Origin of the sequence: Streptomyces sp. NPDC057137, from assembly GCF_042670825.1 — a bacterium.
GTDB lineage: Bacteria > Actinomycetota > Actinomycetes > Streptomycetales > Streptomycetaceae > Streptomyces.
The window spans coordinates 14,532-29,863 of record NZ_JBHUUW010000035.1; the positions used below are offsets into that span (position 1 = coordinate 14,532).

Here is a 15,332-nt window from a genome sequence, read left to right on the forward strand (position 1 = left end):
AGGACGGGCCGCCGGGCGGCGCTCAGGCGGTGGTACTCAGCAGCGGTGCGGACGTGGCGGTGGGGGGCGCCGAGAGCCCCGAGGTCAGGCGCAGACCCATCATCGGAAGCAGGTCGGCGACCCGGTGCGGCCGGTGGGCCACGATGCCCGGAGGGGCGGGAGCGAGCGGGATCAGGAGGTCGGCCGGGGCGGGAGCGCCGACCGAGGCGTCCGCCTCGGTGTCCTGATGCAGCCAGAGCGTGAGCATGTACAGGCCCGGCACCGAGAGCAGCCGTGGCTGGTACGGCGACTTCAGCGTCTCGGCCTGGCGCACCGCGCGTTCCGTGGCGGAGATGTAGGGGCCCTCGAAGAAGCGGGAGAACGCCCAGCCGTCCGGGGTGAGCATCGTGTCGGCCGCCGCGACGGCGCGTTCGCCGCTGCGGATCAGGAAGCGCCAGCCGGCCAGCCGGGTCTGTGGCGCGTCGCTGCTGGGGGCGATCTGTTCCAGTACGTGTACCGGAAGGGGCAGTTCGGGGCTCAGCGGTCCCTGGACGGACCGGAGAGCGGGTGTACGGGCCTCGCGCACGGCGGTGGGAGAACCGAGTGCCGCGAGGACGCTGCGCAGGGCGGGCGCTGGAGCCAGGGGGACATGCAGCGGCATGGTGGGTTGCCTCTCGCTCAGTAGGCACAGTGAAGCGTAGGTGGTGCGGAGTTCGGGTGCGGACGGCACTGTCGGCACGTGGTCACACGTGGTCAGAGGAGGGCCCAGGCCATGGCCGGGCTCCGACTCTCTGCCTCGTTCGCACAGAGTTTATACGATACGTGTTCACAGAATGTTTCTTCTAGCTGTCGCCCGTATTGCGTACAAGGGGGTATCCGGTCCATCTCGTACGGAATCGGCGTCGAAGAACGGTGAGATGAACGGCGAACGCAGGCTTGTGGCCTGGGGTGATTCGGCTGGAGCGGTAGGCCGAAACTCGTCGGCGTTTTTCACGACCGGGCGGACAGTGAAATTGCTCACTGCCCCATGCCGAAGGAATGTGCCGCTAGGTCGTTCTGTCCACTCTACCGGGCGCGGCACGCAAACGGGGCGTTATGGATCACTCAGTCTGGGCACTATCGATCGTGAAGCGATGCCCGGTGCCGCCGGGAGGGCGAGGCGAAGGAGGGATCCTCCGATGGGGGAGAAGGTCGAATCGGGCGGTAGCGGTGTGTCCGATCGGCAGAAATACCGCAGGAAGCTCCAGCAGTGCCTCGCGGTGCTGGGGCGGCTCCTGGGGGAGAAGCGGTTCGACCGGCCCCGGAATCTGATGGGTCTGGAGATCGAGCTGAATCTCGCCGGCTCCGACGGGATGCCCCGCATGATGAATGCGGAAGTTCTTGAACGGATCGCGAGTCGTGATTTCCAGACAGAACTCGGAATGTTCAATCTGGAAGTAAATATCGCCCCCCATCGGCTTGGCGGACGCGTTCTCGACCAGCTTGCCGAGGAACTGCGAACGGGTCTCGGATATGCCCATCGCAAAGCGAATGAGGTCGACGCCGGGATCGTGATGATCGGTATTCTGCCGACTCTCTCGCTCGACGACGTCGTCTCGACGAACCTCTCGGACGCGGACCGCTACACACTTCTCAACGACGAGATGGTGGCCGCGCGGGGCGAGGATTTCGCCCTCGACATCGAGGGGGTCGAGCGGCTCACCTGCAGTTCACCGTCGATCGCGCCCGAAGCCGCCTGTACGTCCGTGCAATTGCACCTCCAGGTCACGCCCGACCGCTTCGCCGACGTGTGGAACGCGGCGCAGTGCGTCGCCGCCGTACAGATCGCCGTCGGCGCCAACGCCCCTTTCCTCTTCGGAAAGGAGCTGTGGCGCGAGTCCCGGCCGCCGCTCTTCCTCCAGGCGACCGACACCCGGCCGCCGGAGCTCCAGGCGCAGGGAGTACGGCCCCGGACCTGGTTCGGGGAGCGCTGGATCGAGTCCGCCTATGACCTGTTCGAGGAGAATCTGCGCTATTTCCCGCCGCTGCTGCCGATGACGGACGACGAGGATCCGCTCCAGGTCCTGGAGGAGGGCGGTACGCCGCGCCTCGCGGAGCTGGTGCTCCACAACGGCACCGTCTACCGGTGGAACAGGCCCGTGTACGACGTCGCCGACGGACAGCCCCATCTGCGGGTCGAGAACCGGGTGCTGCCCGCCGGGCCGACCGTCACCGATGTCGTCGCCAACGCCGCCTTCTACTACGGTCTCGTGCGCGCGCTCGCCGAGGAGGCCAGGCCCGTCTGGACCCGGCTGCCGTTCGCCACCGCCGAGCGCAACTTCGAGACCGCGTGCCGCGACGGCATCGAGGCGCGGCTCCGCTGGCCGCGCAACGGCCGGGCCGGCAACGGCGTCGCCGAGGTGTCGGCGGTCCGGCTCGTCCTCGACGAACTGCTGCCGCTCGCCGCGGCCGGGCTCGACGCGTGGAACGTGGAGCCGGCCGACCGCGACTTCTACCTCGGGGTGATCGAGGGGCGCTGCGAGCGCCGGGTGAACGGGGCCTCGTGGCAGGTGGACACCTTCCACCGGGCCCAGGAGGCGGGGCTCCGCCGGGAGGCGGCGCTCGCCGCCACGACCCGCCGCTACGCCGAGCTGATGCACCAGGGGGAGCCGGTGCACACCTGGCCGGTCGGCTTCCCGGCGCCGTCGCGGATGCCGGACCTGACCGTCTGAACAACGAGCGCGGGGGATGCCGGCGGGCTTCCTGCGGGCTTTCTGCGGGCTTCGGTGGAGTTCTAGCGCTCGCCTCCGCCCACCGACATGATCGCCTTGATCATCACCGCCTGTATGTCGGCCGGGTCACTCACCTCGTAACCCGCGCCGCCGGTGATCCTCGCGATCTCGTTCACCTCGTCACGGTTCGCCCCCGGCCCGACGGCGATCGCGATCAGCGGGACCGGGCGCCGGGGGTCGGCGAGCTTCCGCAGCTCGTCCACCAGGGCCGTGCGCGCCGCGCCGTCGGTGTCCGGTCCGCCGGTGAGCAGGATGACCGCGTTGCACTTGCCGCTCACGTACGACGACTGGGCCTCTTTGAAGGCGGCCAGCGTCGTGTCGTACATACCGGTGGCCGCGGCCGAGCCCGTCCCCACGGGAGCCAGCGCGGAGACGGCGTCCGAGAGGCTTTCGCGGTGGGTGGCGCCGTCCTTGGCGCGCTCGCCCAGCGGCGCCGTCTCGGCCAGCTTGCGGAAGTCCTTGCCGCCGTCGAGACCGGCGGCGAAGTCCCAGAGGCCGACCTCGTCCTCCGGGGTGAACTGCGCCAGCGTCTGGAGCATCGAAGCCTTCGTGACATCCATCCGGGACTCACCGGTGCGCCCCGGCACGGGCTGTGCCATCGAGCCCGAGGTGTCGACGACGACGGTCAGCCGGGCGTCCTGCACGGTGACCGTCCACATGCCGAGCGTCTCCTCGACCATGTCCGTGGCCGGCGGCTGCGCCTTCGTCAGGGCGTACGGCTGCGGCGCACGGCCACCGGATGCCCGGACCAGGTCGTCCGACACCGCCGAGTGGGCCGTACGGAAGCCGTGCTCCGCCATGGTGCGCTGGGCCCCCTTCTCGTTGAGGAGGGATATGAACCGCATCGCGGCGCGGCTCTCGTCCGTGGTCAGCTCGGGCTCGTCGACGAGGTTCAGCGGGTAGTCCAGGACCGGGGCCGCGTCCGTCGGATAGAACAGCTGCAGGTTCAGGGCGCCGCTGTCGGCGGAGTTGTGGGTGAAGGCGGCCTGTTCGGTGAGGAAGACCGCCTCGTTGCCCTTGGCGCTGTCCGACCCGCCCCGTGCCAGGGACCGGACCACCTCGTCGTCGGAGCCGGACGCACGCGCGGCCAGCGCCTCGGCGGTCGCGGCGATCCGCGCGTCACTGTCCGGGTCCGCCTTCCGTGTGGACCCGACGACGCTGGTGAACGCGAGCAGCCCGGTGGCGCTGCGCGCCGGATCGGCCGCTCCGAGCCGTACCGCGTCCTTGCCGGAGGTGGCCGCCGTCAGCTCGGCCCAGGTGTACGTCTTCTCGGGCCAGCCGAGCCTTGTGCCGGCGGAGGGGATCACGGCCAGGGCGACCGGTGTGGTCGCCGCGTTGCCCGCGGGAGTCAGCGCGATGCCGTCGTCGGCGTCCAGCGCGCGCTCGACCCAGACGTCGGAGTCGGGCAGCCAGACCTCGTACTCCGGGGCTGCCGTGGCGGTGGCGAGGTCGTCGGCGATCTCGTGGTTCTCACGGGCCTCGACCCGGACGTCGACGCAGCGGCCGTCGGAGGTGACGTTGTCACGCCGGGCGCTGTCGGCGACGGCCGCCACGGCGGGGGCGATGTCCGGCGAGGCGGCCAGATCGATCCGCACGGCGGAGCCCGTACAGCCGTCGGCGAAGGACAGCAGACCGCTCCGCGCCGCGATGCCGGTCCCCGCGGCCAGGCTCAGGACGAGTGCCGTGGCGATCAGGACGTTGCGACGGCGCGGACGACGGCCCCTGGTGCTGTCCGTCGCTTCGTCGTCGGGCAAGCTGTGACGTTCCATGGCGGTGGTGCCCCTCCTTGACCTGAACAAGGAAAATGGGGGGAATCTCGGCCAGCTGAATGACGCCCGCCCCCCGGCCTGTCGCGCGCGATCTTCGTACCCGCATTCGAGACCCTAGCGGGACGGGAAGGGGCTTGAGGCGCGATTAGTCAACTGGAGGCAGCTGTGCAGTCGGAGCCGGGCCGCGTGGCCGATTCTCTTCCCCAAGAGGCCCTGTCGCGCAGGATGTTGCGCTCCGAGGTGCTGATCGTCCTGGCGCTCTCGCTGGGGGCGAGCGGGGTGTCGGCGCTGATCAGCTTTATCGGGTCGGTCACCAGGCCGGGCGGTCTCAGTGATCAGGCGGCCACGCTCAACGGTTCGCACGCGCCGGGGCGGCCATGGCTGGATCTGGCCTGGCAACTGTTCGGCATCGCCAGCTCACTGGTGCCCGTGGTACTGGTGGCGCACCTGTTGCTCCGAGAGGGCAGCGGACTCCGCGATCTGGGGTTCGACCGGCGCCGCCCGTGGCCCGATCTCGGCCGCGGAGCGCTGATCGCCGCCGGCATCGGCAGCGCCGGACTCGCCTTCTACATCGCCTCACGCGCGGCCGGGTTCAACCTGACCGTGGTGCCGGAATCGCTGCCCGAGGTGTGGTGGAAGTACCCGGTACTGATCCTGTCCGCGGTGCAGAACTCCGTACTCGAAGAGGTCATCGTCGTCGGGTATCTGCTGCGCAGACTGGGGCAGTTGGGGTGGACACCGATGGCCGCCCTGGTGGCCAGTTCGGTGCTGCGCGGGTCGTACCACCTGTACCAGGGCATCGGCGGCTTCATCGGGAACATGGTGATGGGCGTGGTGTTCGTGCTGGCCTACCGGCGCTGGGGGCGGGTCGGGCCGCTGGTGGTGGCGCACGCGCTGCTCGACATCGTGGCGTTCGTCGGATACGCGCTGCTCGCCGGGCATGTGAGCTGGCTGCCCACGCCGTAGGTCCAGCGCCGGAAGCGGCGTTGGCGGTGGTCTCAGGGGGTCGCGAGGAGTTCGCCGTCGATGACCGTGACCGCGTGACCCGTCAGGAGCGTCCGCTCGCCGCGCAGTGAGGTACGGACGAGGCCGGTGCGGGCGGAGCCCTGGAGGCCGGTCAGTTCGGTGCGGCCGAGCCGCGCCGACCAGAACGGGGCGAGCGCCGTGTGCGCGCTGCCCGTGACCGGGTCCTCGTCGATGCCGACGCCGGGGAAGAAGCCGCGCGACACGAAGTCGTAGCCGCTGTCCGGGTCCTCGGCCGCCGCGGTGACGACGATGCCGCGCCGGGAGAGGGCGGCGAGCGACCGGAGGTCCGGGGTCAGCTCCCGTACGGTCCGCTCGTCGGCCAGTTCCACCACCAGGTCCCCGATGTGCGCCGCGGTGTCGTGAACCGAGACCGGGACGGCGCCCAGCGCCGCCGCGATCGCGTCCGGGACCGTGACGGGCGTCAGCGGTGACGTCGGGAAGTCGAGCGTCAGACCGCCGTCCTCGTGCGCCGTCGCGCCGAGGACGCCGCAGCGTGCCGCGAAGCGGATGGTGCCGGTCGCGAGGCCGTCGGTGCGCAGGACATGGGCGGTGGCGAGTGTGGCGTGCCCGCACATGTCGACCTCGGTTCCCGGGGTGAACCAGCGCAGGGCCCAGTCCGCCTCGCCGCCCGGCGGCAGGGGGTGGGCGAAGGCCGTCTCCGAGAGGTTCACCTCCGTGGCGACCCGCTGGAGCCACGTGTCGTCGGGGAACGGGCCGGACTCCAGGATCAGCACCCCCGCGGGATTGCCGGCGAAGGGGCGGTCGGTGAACGTGTCGACGATTCGGATTCGCATGCCCCTGACCGTAGGAGAGGGCGGAAGCCGCAGTCCAAGGCCAATTCGGGACGGCTGACTCGTCTCAGTGAAGTTTGACCCCGGTGGACGACCCACGAAAAGAACGTCTGTCTACGACACCGTCTCTGGATTGGTGACGGATGCGCGGGGGCTGATGATCAGATCGACATCAGCATTCTGCACAGCACCATCAGGGCTCAGCGTCACCACCGGAACCTCATCCCCCGCCACGGTCGGCGCCGGGTCAGGGACGCCTTCTCCGGCGCAAGATCAGCCTTTATCGGCTTGGTCGAAGATCGCTCTGCCGATCCCTTCGGGGTCATCGCTGAGGCGCAGCTCCACCTACGTGACGTTGGTGGCCAGCCGGCTCCGCCATCTACGACCCTCGGCATCCTCTTCCATCCTCAGATCGTCACCCTTGCCGGACTTCTGGCCAACGGGGAGTGGGTCCGGAGAGCCATTCGGTCCGGACACGTCGGTTGGTTGGCTGGAGAGGTCACGCGCCGCGGCATCTTGGTGGGCTACTGGACCAAGGAGGCCGACCCTCTCTTCCAATGGGTCGAGGCCCACCTGCTCCACCGCAAGTTCATGGACTTCTATGGCTACAGGCTCTACGACGTCTTCTTCCCGGAGGAGACCGTCGGAATGCCTCCACGACCGAGGCCTCTTGGTCAGCCTTCACCTGCGGTGCCTGCCGATGCCGGTCACAGTCCGGGACCGTCGTAATACCCAGGACGAGCCAGGAGGACTGAGCTGAAGTAGTAGCCCTGCTCCTCATCGGGATCATCATCCGCCGCGAAGGGACGCCAGAAACTCAGCAGCAGGTCCGGGGCCACGAAAGACGCTGGGTCCTCTTCATCCACGAGGAACGTTGTCTGCTCGCGCATGCGGCGAACGACCTCGCGTGCCGGCAGCCCGAAGACGTCAACATCGCGGAACCGCACGCTGTCGCTTGGGTCCGACGGACGTCCCAACTCGACTGCCTCCAGCAGGCCGCGAGTGCAGCTGATGCTGATCATCAAGCCGCTCGGCCGGAAGACGTGTTGCCCAGGCCGGTCCGAGTCGGACATCACTGACGGGTCACGCAGGGACAGCAGTGCTGCGTCTGCCTCCTGGCGCGGCATGCCGATCACCAGAGAGCCGACACCTCTGGGCGGGACGAGCTCAAGGTCCATACAGACATGATCGCAAAGGGGCCTTCGCAGGCCAGCCCCGGCTGCCCGTCGCCCTCCCTGCGATTGCCACTCCTACAGCACGGCGACGCATGACTTCAGATCGACGGCCAGGAAGACCAGGTGGGTGCCTTCGGCGGCATCGACTCGTCCCAAGGAAACTGGGTCATCACCCGCACGTCGAAGAGCCGGCAACCCCTGCTCGAAGTCCATGCAGGTGGAGACGCCGTCCTCCGCCATGCATTCAGCCCGCCATGCCCAGACATCGAGGTACCGGCGAGCCGACAGCGGCGATTCTGCCCACACTTTGAAATCTGCCCCGGCCTGCAAGGCCTTGGCAACCCCATGGGCGGCACCGGTCGCATGTCGTTCGAGGGCAGCAGCCAGGTCTTCGCGATTCACGACATGCAGTATGGCGCCCCATGGGAGCCCGCCGCCGCCGGACCAGACCATCGAGAGCGGCACCAGATCCCTCGTGACACAAGGCGGCCGGGCCTGTCTGGTCAAACTTCGATGAGACGAACCAGACGGTCGTCAATCTTCGGTGAGACCGGTGAATCTTCGCTGAGACAGGACAACGGCCGGCCCCGAAGGGTGTTGCCAAACGAACTGTTCCGATATATCGTTGACGCATCGCGATAGATTCGCGACTGATCATCGATGGAAGGAGCGTAGCGATGCGTTCACATGGACACGAACACGATCACGGACATGGGCAGTGCGGGCCCGGCCATCGAGGCCGGGGCGACTCCGAGGGGCGGCGCGGGGCCTTCGGGCCGTTCGGGCCGAACTTCGGACCGCCGTTCGGCGGGCCCTTCGGAGGCGGCGGCCGAGGCCGCGGCGGAGGCAGGGGCAGGGCACGGCGCGGCGATGTACGCGCGTCGATCCTGGCGCTGCTGAAGGACCGGCCGATGCACGGTTACGAGATGATCCAGGAGATCGGCGAGCGCAGCGGGGGCGCCTGGCGTCCCAGCCCCGGCTCGGTCTATCCGACCCTCCAGTTGCTGGAGGACGAGGGTCTCATCGTCAGCCGGAGCGAGGGCGGGAAGAACCTCTTCACGCTGACCGACGCCGGTCGCGCCGAGGCCGAATCCGGGCCCGACGCGCCGTGGGAAGAGGCCGGGCGTGGTGTCGACTGGGACACGATGAACGAGATCCGGCAGGCCGGCTTCGGTCTGATGGAGGCGTTCGGACAGGTCTGGAAGACCGGCACCGCCGACCAGCGTCAGAAGGCTCTCGCCGTCATCAACGACGCCCGCAAGAAGCTCTATCTGATCCTCGCCGACGACGACTCGGCGCCGAAGACCGACTGAGGCGAACCGACTGACGGTGGGGGCGTACGGCCATGAGTGCCGTACGGGAGCGGGGCCTCGTGGCGATCATCGAGATCGTCACGAGGCCCCTTCGTCATGACCGGGCCGCCGGCAGGAGCTGCCAGAACTCCGCCGAGTCGAAACGGTCGCTCGCCCGGGGGTGCGGCCCCTCGTCGTGGCAGTGGAACGCGGCCCAGAAGACATCGCCGCGCAGGGCGTCGGCGGGGGCGTACACGCGGTACACGTACTGCTGTCCGTCCACGGCGAGCAGGGCGACCATCCAGCACATCGGATCTGCTCCCGCGGTCTCGTCGCGACATCGTTGTACCAATGGGACGAGTGGCCCCGCGCGACGGTTGCGTGAGAGGCGTGAGGCAAGAGGGCGCGCGCCCCTGCCCCGTGTTGAAGCCGGATCTCATTCGTAAGGAGGAGAGGTCGCACATCTGTGCACGACTTCGGTGGGATGCTCGAATGCTCCCCACCGGGGATGTCCACCCGTCGGCCGGGTGATGAGGTGAGAGGGTGCAGAGCCCTACCCCGTGGTTGCCCGAACAGTCCGATTCGACCGTTGTCTCCGCCGTATCGATCCGCGCGGACATCGACGACGGACTCTCCGCCGAGCTCGCGGCCGTCGTGTCGGGTGCGCGCAGGAGGGCGCACCGCGACGGTGACCGGCAGATCGACACCGCCCATCTCCTCCACTCGCTCCTGGAGTCGGATTCCGAGGTGCGCGCCGCGTTCGACGGTGGGCCGCAGGTCGCCCGCGTTCTCGGCTATCTCGTCCAGCGGAGCATCGGCTACGGGCTGCGCTGGCAGGGGACGGTGGAGGAATCGGGTTCGGTCCCGATCGTGTCGGCGCCCGGAGTTCCCGGCTGGTCGCCGTCGGCCGTCACCGTCATGGAGGGCACCGTCGAACGCGCCCGGCGGCGCGGCGAGCCACGGGCCGGCGGCCTCGATCTGCTGACCGCGCTCGCGTCCGACCACGCCTGCCGTGCGGTCGAGGTGCTTGAGCGGGCCGGAGTGGACGCGCGCGTACTGACCAGCCGTATCGCGGACGCGTCTCACGGAGTGTGACCGCTGTCGATCCTGGAGTCACGGCCCGTCTCGACAGGCGTAAAAGTGCTGAAGCTCCTGACGTCGACTGACATGATGTGTCCATGCACGCGTCTCAGGGGAGAAGCGTCGGCCTGGGACTCGCGCTCTTGTCGGCCTTCGCGTTCGGTGGATCAGGTGTCGCGGCCAAGCCGCTGATCGAGGCGGGGCTCGACCCACTCCATGTGGTCTGGCTCCGGGTCGCGGGAGCCGCGCTGGTGATGCTGCCTCTCGCCTGGCGCCACCGGGATCTGGTCCGCCGCAGGCCCGCGTTGCTGGCGGGCTTCGGGCTGTTCGCCGTCGCGGGCGTGCAGGCCTTCTACTTCGCCTCGCTCTCCCGAATCCCCGTCGGTGTCGCGCTGCTCGTCGAATATCTGGCGCCGGCGCTCGTCCTGCTCTGGGTGCGCTTCGTCCGGCGCAGGCCCGTCACCCGCGCCGCGGCTGTCGGTGTCGTCCTGGCCGTCGGCGGACTCGCCTGTGTGGTCGAGGTGTGGGCCGGGCTCTCCTTCGACGTGATCGGCCTGCTGCTGGCGCTCTGCGCGGCCTGCTGCCAGGTCGGCTACTTCCTCCTCTCCGACCAGGGCGGCGACCCGACGGATCCGGCCGAGGCCGTGGATCCGCTGGGCGTCATCGCCTACGGGCTGCTCATCGGCACGCTCGTCCTCACCGTCGTCGCCCGGCCGTGGGGCATGGACTGGTCGCTGCTGGCGGGCGGAGTCGACATGGGCGAGTCGCACGTCGCCGCGCCGCTGCTGCTCGGCTGGATCGTGCTGGTGGCCACCGTGCTCGCGTACGGCACGGGCGTGGTCAGCGTACGAAGGCTCTCGCCGCAGGTGGCCGGGGTCGTCGCCTGTCTGGAAGCGGTCATCGCGACCGTGCTGGCGTGGGTCCTGCTGGGCGAGCACCTTTCGGCGCCGCAGATCCTGGGCGGATTCGTGGTGCTCGTCGGTGCGTTCATCGCCCAGACGTCCACGACGACGGCGCGGGCCGGGGGAGTGGGCGACACGGAGTTGTTGGGCGCCGAGGCGGGCGATGTGGCTGAAGTGGTCGGCGAGGAGGACGGGTTGTCCGCCGGCCGGACGGCGACATAGGCTGCCGATCATGCGATTGACCGTACTTCCGCCTCCCGCCGTCTGACCGCGGGCGGCCATCCGCTGACGAAGACCGGGCTCGGGCAGTCCCCGAGCGGCTCGTCGCTGCCCGCGAGACGCAGTGAGCGACCACCAACCCGTTCTTCACACGGAGAAGTCACGTGTCGATTTCCGCGATTCCAGCTGCTCCCGGCCTGTCGGTCGGGCGCAGCCTCTTCTATCTCGTCGTCGCCGGTGTCGCCTGGGGGACCGCCGGCGCCGCCGCCTCGCTGGTCTACCGCGTCAGCGACATCGGTCCGCTCTCCCTCTCCTTCTGGCGCTGTGTCGGCGGGCTCGTGCTGCTGCTCGGCGCACTGGCGCTGCGCCGCGGGCGCGTCGCGACGCCCGTCGCCCCGGTGACCACCGCCGAGCCGCGTCGTCGCCGGCTGATCCGCGTTCTCGGTACGGGCGTCGGCCTCGCCGTCTTCCAGAGCGCGTACTTCGCCGCCGTCGAGGAGACCGGTCTCGCCGTCGGCACCGTGGTCACCCTCGGCGCCGGGCCCGTGCTCATCGCGCTCGGCGCGCGGCTGACCATGGGCGAACGGCTCGGCGGCAGCGGTCTGTTCGCCGTCGTCGGCGCTCTCGCCGGTCTCGCCGTCCTGGTCCTCGGCGGTGACGGAGCGACGGTACGTCCCCTGGGCGTCGCGTACGCGCTGCTGTCGGCGGCCGGTTACGCGGCGATCACCCTGCTCACGCGTCGGCTCGGCCGCGACGGCGGCAAGGCCGACGCGCTCGTCACCACCGCCTGGGCGTTCGCCGTCGCGGCACTGTGCGTCGTGCCGCTCGCGGCCGCCGAAGGACTGCTGCCGCACACGGCCGAACCGGCGCAGGTGCTCTGGCTGTTGCTGTACGTCGCCGCGGTGCCGACGGCCCTCGCGTACGCCCTGTACTTCGCGGGCGCGGCGGTCGTACGCGCCGCGACGGTCTCCGTGATCATGCTGCTGGAGCCGGTGAGCGCGGCGGTCATCGCGGTGGCGCTGCTGGGTGAACGGCTGACCGCCGCCACGGTGGTGGGGACACTGCTGCTGCTCGCCGCCGTGGTGGGGCTCGCCACGGCCGAGGCGCGACTCGCGTCGGACCGGCGGAAGGCGACGGTTCTCGCGTGACCCCGCCGCGCGGCGGGCGCACGCGTCAGAGCACGGAGAGATAGTCGGGCAGGCCGACGGCCGGGTCCAGGTCGTCGGCCGGCACGGGTGTGCCGTGTCCGCGTACGACGGGCACCACACCCGTCCAGTGGGGGAGCGAGAGGTCCTCGGGCTCGTCGTTCGGCCCGCCGGTGCGGACCTTGGCGGACACCTCGGCGAGGTCCAGGCTCAGGACGGCGGTCGCCGCCAGCTCCTTCGCGTTCGCGGGCCGCGAGTCGTAGGAGCGGCCGGGCACCACATGGTCGACGACGGCGTCGAGCGCGGCGCGCCGCTCGTCGAGATCGGTCACCTGGTACGCGGTGCCGTGCACCACGACGGAGCGGTAGTTGATCGAGTGGTGGAAGGCGGAGCGCGCCAGCACCAGACCGTCGACATGGGTGACCGTCAGACAGACGGCGAGGCCCGGGTCCGCCGCGTCGCCCGCCATCCGCAGCGGCCGGGAGCCGGTCGAGCCGTGCACGTACAGCCGCTCGCCGACCCGTGCGTAGAGGGTGGGGAGGACCACCGGCGCGCCGTCGCGGACGAATCCGAGATGGCACAGGTACGTCTCGTCGAGTATCCCGTGCACCAGCTCGCGGTCGTACGACGCGCGGTTGGCGGAGCGGGTGGGGACGGTGCGGTCGGTGGGGCGGTAGGCGGCGGAGGGGGAGGACGTGGGCTCCGGCATTGCGTTCTCCTATGTACTAGTGCATAGTTCTCTTTGTGCTAGGAGAGTATCGGATCGAAGGGCGGCGCGCCGCCGAGATTTCCGCGAGCGTGGAGCGGGGGATCGGCGCCGGACACCTGGCGCCCGGCCAATCGCTGCCGCCGCTGCGGGAGTTGGCGCTGGAGCTGGGGGTCAATCCCAATACGGTGGCCGCCGCGTACCGCACACTGCGCGACCGGGGTGTCATCGAGACGGCGGGCCGCAGGGGCAGCCGTGTACGGGCGCGCCCGTCGAGTACGTCGCGCGGCTCGATCCGGGTCGACGCGCCCGCGGGGGTACGGGAGGTGTCGGACGGCAATCCGGATCCGGCCCTGCTGCCGCCGCTGCACGACGCGCTCGCGGCCGCCGCGCGGGATCACGCGGAGCGGCCGGGGCGGTACGGGGACGCGGCCGTCCTTCCCGAGCTGGCCCGTCTCGCCCGCGCCGGGCTGGACGAGGACGGCGTGCCCGACGGGCCGGTCGCCGTCACCTCGGGCTCGCTGGACGCGATCGAGCGCGTACTGGCCGCGCACCTGCGGCCGGGCGACGCCGTCGCCGTCGAGGACCCGGGCTGGGGCGGCCTGCTCGACCTGGTGCCCGCGCTCGGGCTGCGGCCGGTGCCGATGGCGCTGGACGACGACGGGCCGCTGCCGACGGAGCTGGAGCGGGCGCTACGGGCCGGGGCGCGCGCGGTCGTTGTCACCGACCGGGCGCAGAACCCGACGGGGGCGGCCGTCGGCGCGGCCCGTGCGCGGGAGCTGCGTACCGTGCTGGCGGCCCACCCCCACGTACTCCTCATCGAGGACGACCACGGGCACCGCATCGTCGATCTGCCGCTCCATCCGCTGGCCGGCGTGACGGACAGCTGGGTGCTCGTCCGGTCCACGGCGAAGGCGTACGGCCCCGATCTGCGGCTGGCCGTGCTGACCGGGGACGCCGTGACAGTCGACCGGGTGACGGGCCGTCAGCGGCTCGGGCCCGGCTGGGTGAGCAGACTGCTGCAACGGGCGGTCGTGGAGCTGTGGACGACGGACGCGGTCGACACTCTTGACGTCGCCCGTTCTTATGGCGAGCGGCGTGACGCGCTGGTGAAGGCGCTGGCCGAGCGGGGGGTCGAGGCGCACGGGCGGAGCGGGATGAACGTGTGGGTGCCGGTGGCCGAGGAGACCGGTGCGGTGGCCCGGCTGCTGCACGCGGGGTGGGCGGTCGCGCCCGGGGCGCGCTTCCGGGTGGCGGCGGGTCCCGCCGTACGGCTGACGGTGTCGGCCCTGACGGAGGAGGAGATCGAGGCGGTCGCGGACGCGGTGGCCGACGCGGCGGGGGCCGCGCCGGCGCGGAGCTACGGCTGATCCGCGGTGAGCGGGGCGGGAGTTGAGGCCAGGGCCGGGGACCGGGTCGCGGGTGTCGGCGTGGGCTTGGGCTCCGGTTCGGATTTGCGCGCGGTGCGGGAGCCGCTGCTCCTGTTCTGGGTGAGCGCGGCGCCGACGAGCACGATGACCGCGCCGACCGGGGTGTTCCAGTGCAGCGGCTCGTTGAGGACGGCCACGCCGGCGGCCGTCGCGATGACGGGGACGAAGTACGTGACCATCTGACCGGTCGTCGGGCCCACTTCGGCCACGAGACCGAACTGGATCACCAGGGCCAGGCCCGTACCCAGGCTGCCCAGCGCGACCACGGCGAGCAGCGGCACCACCGGGAAGGACGTCGGTAGATCGGTGAACAGCGGTGTGACCACGGCCAGTTGCAGCGTCGCCATGAACAACTGGGCGCCGGTGAGCGAGAGATGGGAGCTGCCGTTGCCCGCCAGCGTACGGCGCACATAGACCCAGCCGACGGCGTAGCTGAGCGAGGCCAGCAGCGCCATGGCCGTACCGGTGAAGTCCAGCCCGGAGAAACCCTGCCAGGCGCCGAGCACGGTCAGTACGCCGATGAAGCCGAGACCCAGGCCGCCCACCCGGCGCCGGGTGGGGCGGTCCTCGGACAGCGCCACGAGCGAGAGCAGCATGCCCCACAGCGGCGAGGTGGCGTTGCAGATGCCCGCGAGTGTCGACGGGATGGTCAGCTCGGCGTAGGAGAAGAGCGAGAACGGCACGGCGTTGAGGATGAACGCCGCCACCGTGAGATGGCCCCAGGTGCGCAGGCCCCGGGGCAGCCGCTCGCGCCGTACCGCTATCGCGACAGCCAGGACCGCCGTACCGAAGAACAGCCGGCCGAAGGTCACCTGGAACGGCGCGAAGCTCTGGGTGCCGACCTTGATGAGCAGGAAGCTGAAGCCCCAGATCAGCGAGAGCACGCCGAACCGGATGCGCCAGTCGATCGGGGTGCGGCGGGACGGGGTGGCGGAGGATCCGGCGCGCCCGGTGCGGGGCGGGGTCGCTGTGGTCATACGGCAACGATGAGGGTCGCGACCTCTTAGGACAAGCGAGAATAACTCGACCCGTTCACGTAGCATCGCT

Annotated in this window: 15 protein-coding genes; 7 read left to right on the forward strand and 8 right to left on the reverse strand. The window is 70.4% G+C overall.

Features of this window, described 5'->3' with window-relative positions; genetic code table 11:
• Positions 1 to 22: 22 nt before the first annotated feature.
• Complete coding sequence (locus tag ACFT9I_RS24960) at positions 23 to 640, reverse strand: hypothetical protein (protein WP_382567626.1); 618 nt, start codon at positions 638 to 640, stop codon at positions 23 to 25.
• A gap of 517 nt (positions 641 to 1,157) precedes the next feature.
• Here ACFT9I_RS24960 and ACFT9I_RS24965 point away from each other — a divergent pair.
• Entirely contained in the window at positions 1,158 to 2,690 is a 1,533-nt protein-coding gene (locus ACFT9I_RS24965; protein ID WP_382567628.1) for a glutamate--cysteine ligase, read from the forward strand.
• A 62-nt stretch (positions 2,691 to 2,752) separates the two neighbouring features.
• Here the strand turns inward: ACFT9I_RS24965 and ACFT9I_RS24970 are convergent, their stop codons facing one another.
• Entirely contained in the window at positions 2,753 to 4,519 is a 1,767-nt protein-coding gene (locus ACFT9I_RS24970; protein WP_382567630.1) for a substrate-binding domain-containing protein, read from the reverse strand.
• A gap of 225 nt (positions 4,520 to 4,744) precedes the next feature.
• Between ACFT9I_RS24970 and ACFT9I_RS24975 the strand changes: the two genes are divergently transcribed.
• A complete protein-coding gene (locus tag ACFT9I_RS24975) occupies positions 4,745 to 5,485 on the forward strand; it encodes a CPBP family intramembrane glutamic endopeptidase (protein ID WP_382567714.1) in 741 nt (246 codons plus the stop codon).
• Between the two features lie 32 nt (positions 5,486 to 5,517).
• Here the strand turns inward: ACFT9I_RS24975 and ACFT9I_RS24980 are convergent, their stop codons facing one another.
• From ACFT9I_RS24980 to ACFT9I_RS24990, 3 genes are all read right to left on the reverse strand, one after another.
• The gene (locus ACFT9I_RS24980; RefSeq protein WP_382567632.1) at positions 5,518 to 6,339 is read right to left on the reverse strand and encodes a PhzF family phenazine biosynthesis protein; all 822 of its coding nucleotides are present in this window, start codon (positions 6,337 to 6,339) and stop codon (positions 5,518 to 5,520) included.
• Positions 6,340 to 7,043: 704 nt separating this feature from the next.
• Complete coding sequence (locus ACFT9I_RS24985) at positions 7,044 to 7,514, reverse strand: hypothetical protein (RefSeq protein WP_382567634.1); 471 nt, start codon at positions 7,512 to 7,514, stop codon at positions 7,044 to 7,046.
• 72 nt (positions 7,515 to 7,586) lie between these two features.
• Positions 7,587 to 7,913, reverse strand: coding sequence for a hypothetical protein (locus ACFT9I_RS24990; protein WP_382567635.1), 327 nt, complete (start codon positions 7,911 to 7,913; stop codon positions 7,587 to 7,589).
• Between the two features lie 275 nt (positions 7,914 to 8,188).
• Between ACFT9I_RS24990 and ACFT9I_RS24995 the strand changes: the two genes are divergently transcribed.
• The gene (locus tag ACFT9I_RS24995) at positions 8,189 to 8,824 is read left to right on the forward strand and encodes a PadR family transcriptional regulator (RefSeq protein WP_382567637.1); all 636 of its coding nucleotides are present in this window, start codon (positions 8,189 to 8,191) and stop codon (positions 8,822 to 8,824) included.
• Between the two features lie 94 nt (positions 8,825 to 8,918).
• On the opposite strand, the gene ACFT9I_RS25000 is transcribed toward ACFT9I_RS24995, so the two are convergent.
• Positions 8,919 to 9,113 (reverse strand): hypothetical protein, encoded by a 195-nt coding sequence (locus ACFT9I_RS25000; protein WP_382567638.1) that lies wholly within the window; start codon positions 9,111 to 9,113, stop codon positions 8,919 to 8,921.
• 233 nt (positions 9,114 to 9,346) lie between these two features.
• Here ACFT9I_RS25000 and ACFT9I_RS25005 point away from each other — a divergent pair, with 233 nt between their 5' ends.
• The 3 genes from ACFT9I_RS25005 (at position 9,347) to ACFT9I_RS25015 (ending at position 12,152) form a co-directional block, all read left to right on the forward strand.
• Positions 9,347 to 9,898, forward strand: a complete 552-nt coding sequence (locus ACFT9I_RS25005) for a Clp protease N-terminal domain-containing protein (RefSeq protein WP_382567640.1) — start codon at positions 9,347 to 9,349, stop codon at positions 9,896 to 9,898.
• A gap of 83 nt (positions 9,899 to 9,981) precedes the next feature.
• On the forward strand, positions 9,982 to 11,007 hold the full coding sequence (locus tag ACFT9I_RS25010) for a DMT family transporter (RefSeq protein WP_382567641.1): 1,026 nt from the start codon (positions 9,982 to 9,984) through the stop codon (positions 11,005 to 11,007).
• Between the two features lie 161 nt (positions 11,008 to 11,168).
• Complete coding sequence (locus tag ACFT9I_RS25015; RefSeq protein ID WP_382567643.1) at positions 11,169 to 12,152, forward strand: DMT family transporter; 984 nt, start codon at positions 11,169 to 11,171, stop codon at positions 12,150 to 12,152.
• 25 nt (positions 12,153 to 12,177) lie between these two features.
• Here the strand turns inward: ACFT9I_RS25015 and ACFT9I_RS25020 are convergent, their stop codons facing one another.
• Positions 12,178 to 12,858, reverse strand: a complete 681-nt coding sequence (locus ACFT9I_RS25020; protein WP_382567645.1) for a pyridoxamine 5'-phosphate oxidase family protein — start codon at positions 12,856 to 12,858, stop codon at positions 12,178 to 12,180.
• 35 nt (positions 12,859 to 12,893) lie between these two features.
• On the opposite strand from ACFT9I_RS25020, the gene ACFT9I_RS25025 reads away from it, so the two are divergent.
• Positions 12,894 to 14,225: an aminotransferase class I/II-fold pyridoxal phosphate-dependent enzyme gene (locus ACFT9I_RS25025; RefSeq protein WP_382567647.1), complete on the forward strand. Its 1,332-nt coding sequence runs from the start codon at positions 12,894 to 12,896 to the stop codon at positions 14,223 to 14,225.
• Here the strand turns inward: ACFT9I_RS25025 and ACFT9I_RS25030 are convergent.
• Positions 14,216 to 15,262 carry a DMT family transporter gene (locus ACFT9I_RS25030; protein WP_382567648.1) on the reverse strand — a complete coding sequence of 349 codons (1,047 nt, stop codon included), beginning with the start codon at positions 15,260 to 15,262 and terminating at the stop codon, positions 14,216 to 14,218. The genes ACFT9I_RS25025 and ACFT9I_RS25030 overlap by 10 nt on opposite strands.
• Positions 15,263 to 15,332: the final 70 nt, after the last annotated feature.

Bases quoted from the DNA above. Each gene is read 5' to 3' on its own strand.
- ACFT9I_RS24960 (WP_382567626.1), bottom strand. From the start codon at position 640: ATGCCGCTGCATGTCCCCCTGGCTCCAGCGCCCGCCCTGCGCAGCGTC.
- ACFT9I_RS24965 (WP_382567628.1), top strand. From the start codon at position 1,158: ATGGGGGAGAAGGTCGAATCGGGCGGTAGCGGTGTGTCCGATCGGCAG.
- ACFT9I_RS24970 (WP_382567630.1), bottom strand. From the start codon at position 4,519: ATGGAACGTCACAGCTTGCCCGACGACGAAGCGACGGACAGCACCAGG.
- ACFT9I_RS24975 (WP_382567714.1), top strand. From the start codon at position 4,745: ATGTTGCGCTCCGAGGTGCTGATCGTCCTGGCGCTCTCGCTGGGGGCG.
- ACFT9I_RS24980 (WP_382567632.1), bottom strand. From the start codon at position 6,339: ATGCGAATCCGAATCGTCGACACGTTCACCGACCGCCCCTTCGCCGGC.
- ACFT9I_RS24985 (WP_382567634.1), bottom strand. From the start codon at position 7,514: ATGGACCTTGAGCTCGTCCCGCCCAGAGGTGTCGGCTCTCTGGTGATC.
- ACFT9I_RS24995 (WP_382567637.1), top strand. From the start codon at position 8,189: ATGCGTTCACATGGACACGAACACGATCACGGACATGGGCAGTGCGGG.
- ACFT9I_RS25000 (WP_382567638.1), bottom strand. From the start codon at position 9,113: ATGTGCTGGATGGTCGCCCTGCTCGCCGTGGACGGACAGCAGTACGTG.
- ACFT9I_RS25010 (WP_382567641.1), top strand. From the start codon at position 9,982: ATGCACGCGTCTCAGGGGAGAAGCGTCGGCCTGGGACTCGCGCTCTTG.
- ACFT9I_RS25020 (WP_382567645.1), bottom strand. From the start codon at position 12,858: ATGCCGGAGCCCACGTCCTCCCCCTCCGCCGCCTACCGCCCCACCGAC.
- ACFT9I_RS25030 (WP_382567648.1), bottom strand. From the start codon at position 15,262: ATGACCACAGCGACCCCGCCCCGCACCGGGCGCGCCGGATCCTCCGCC.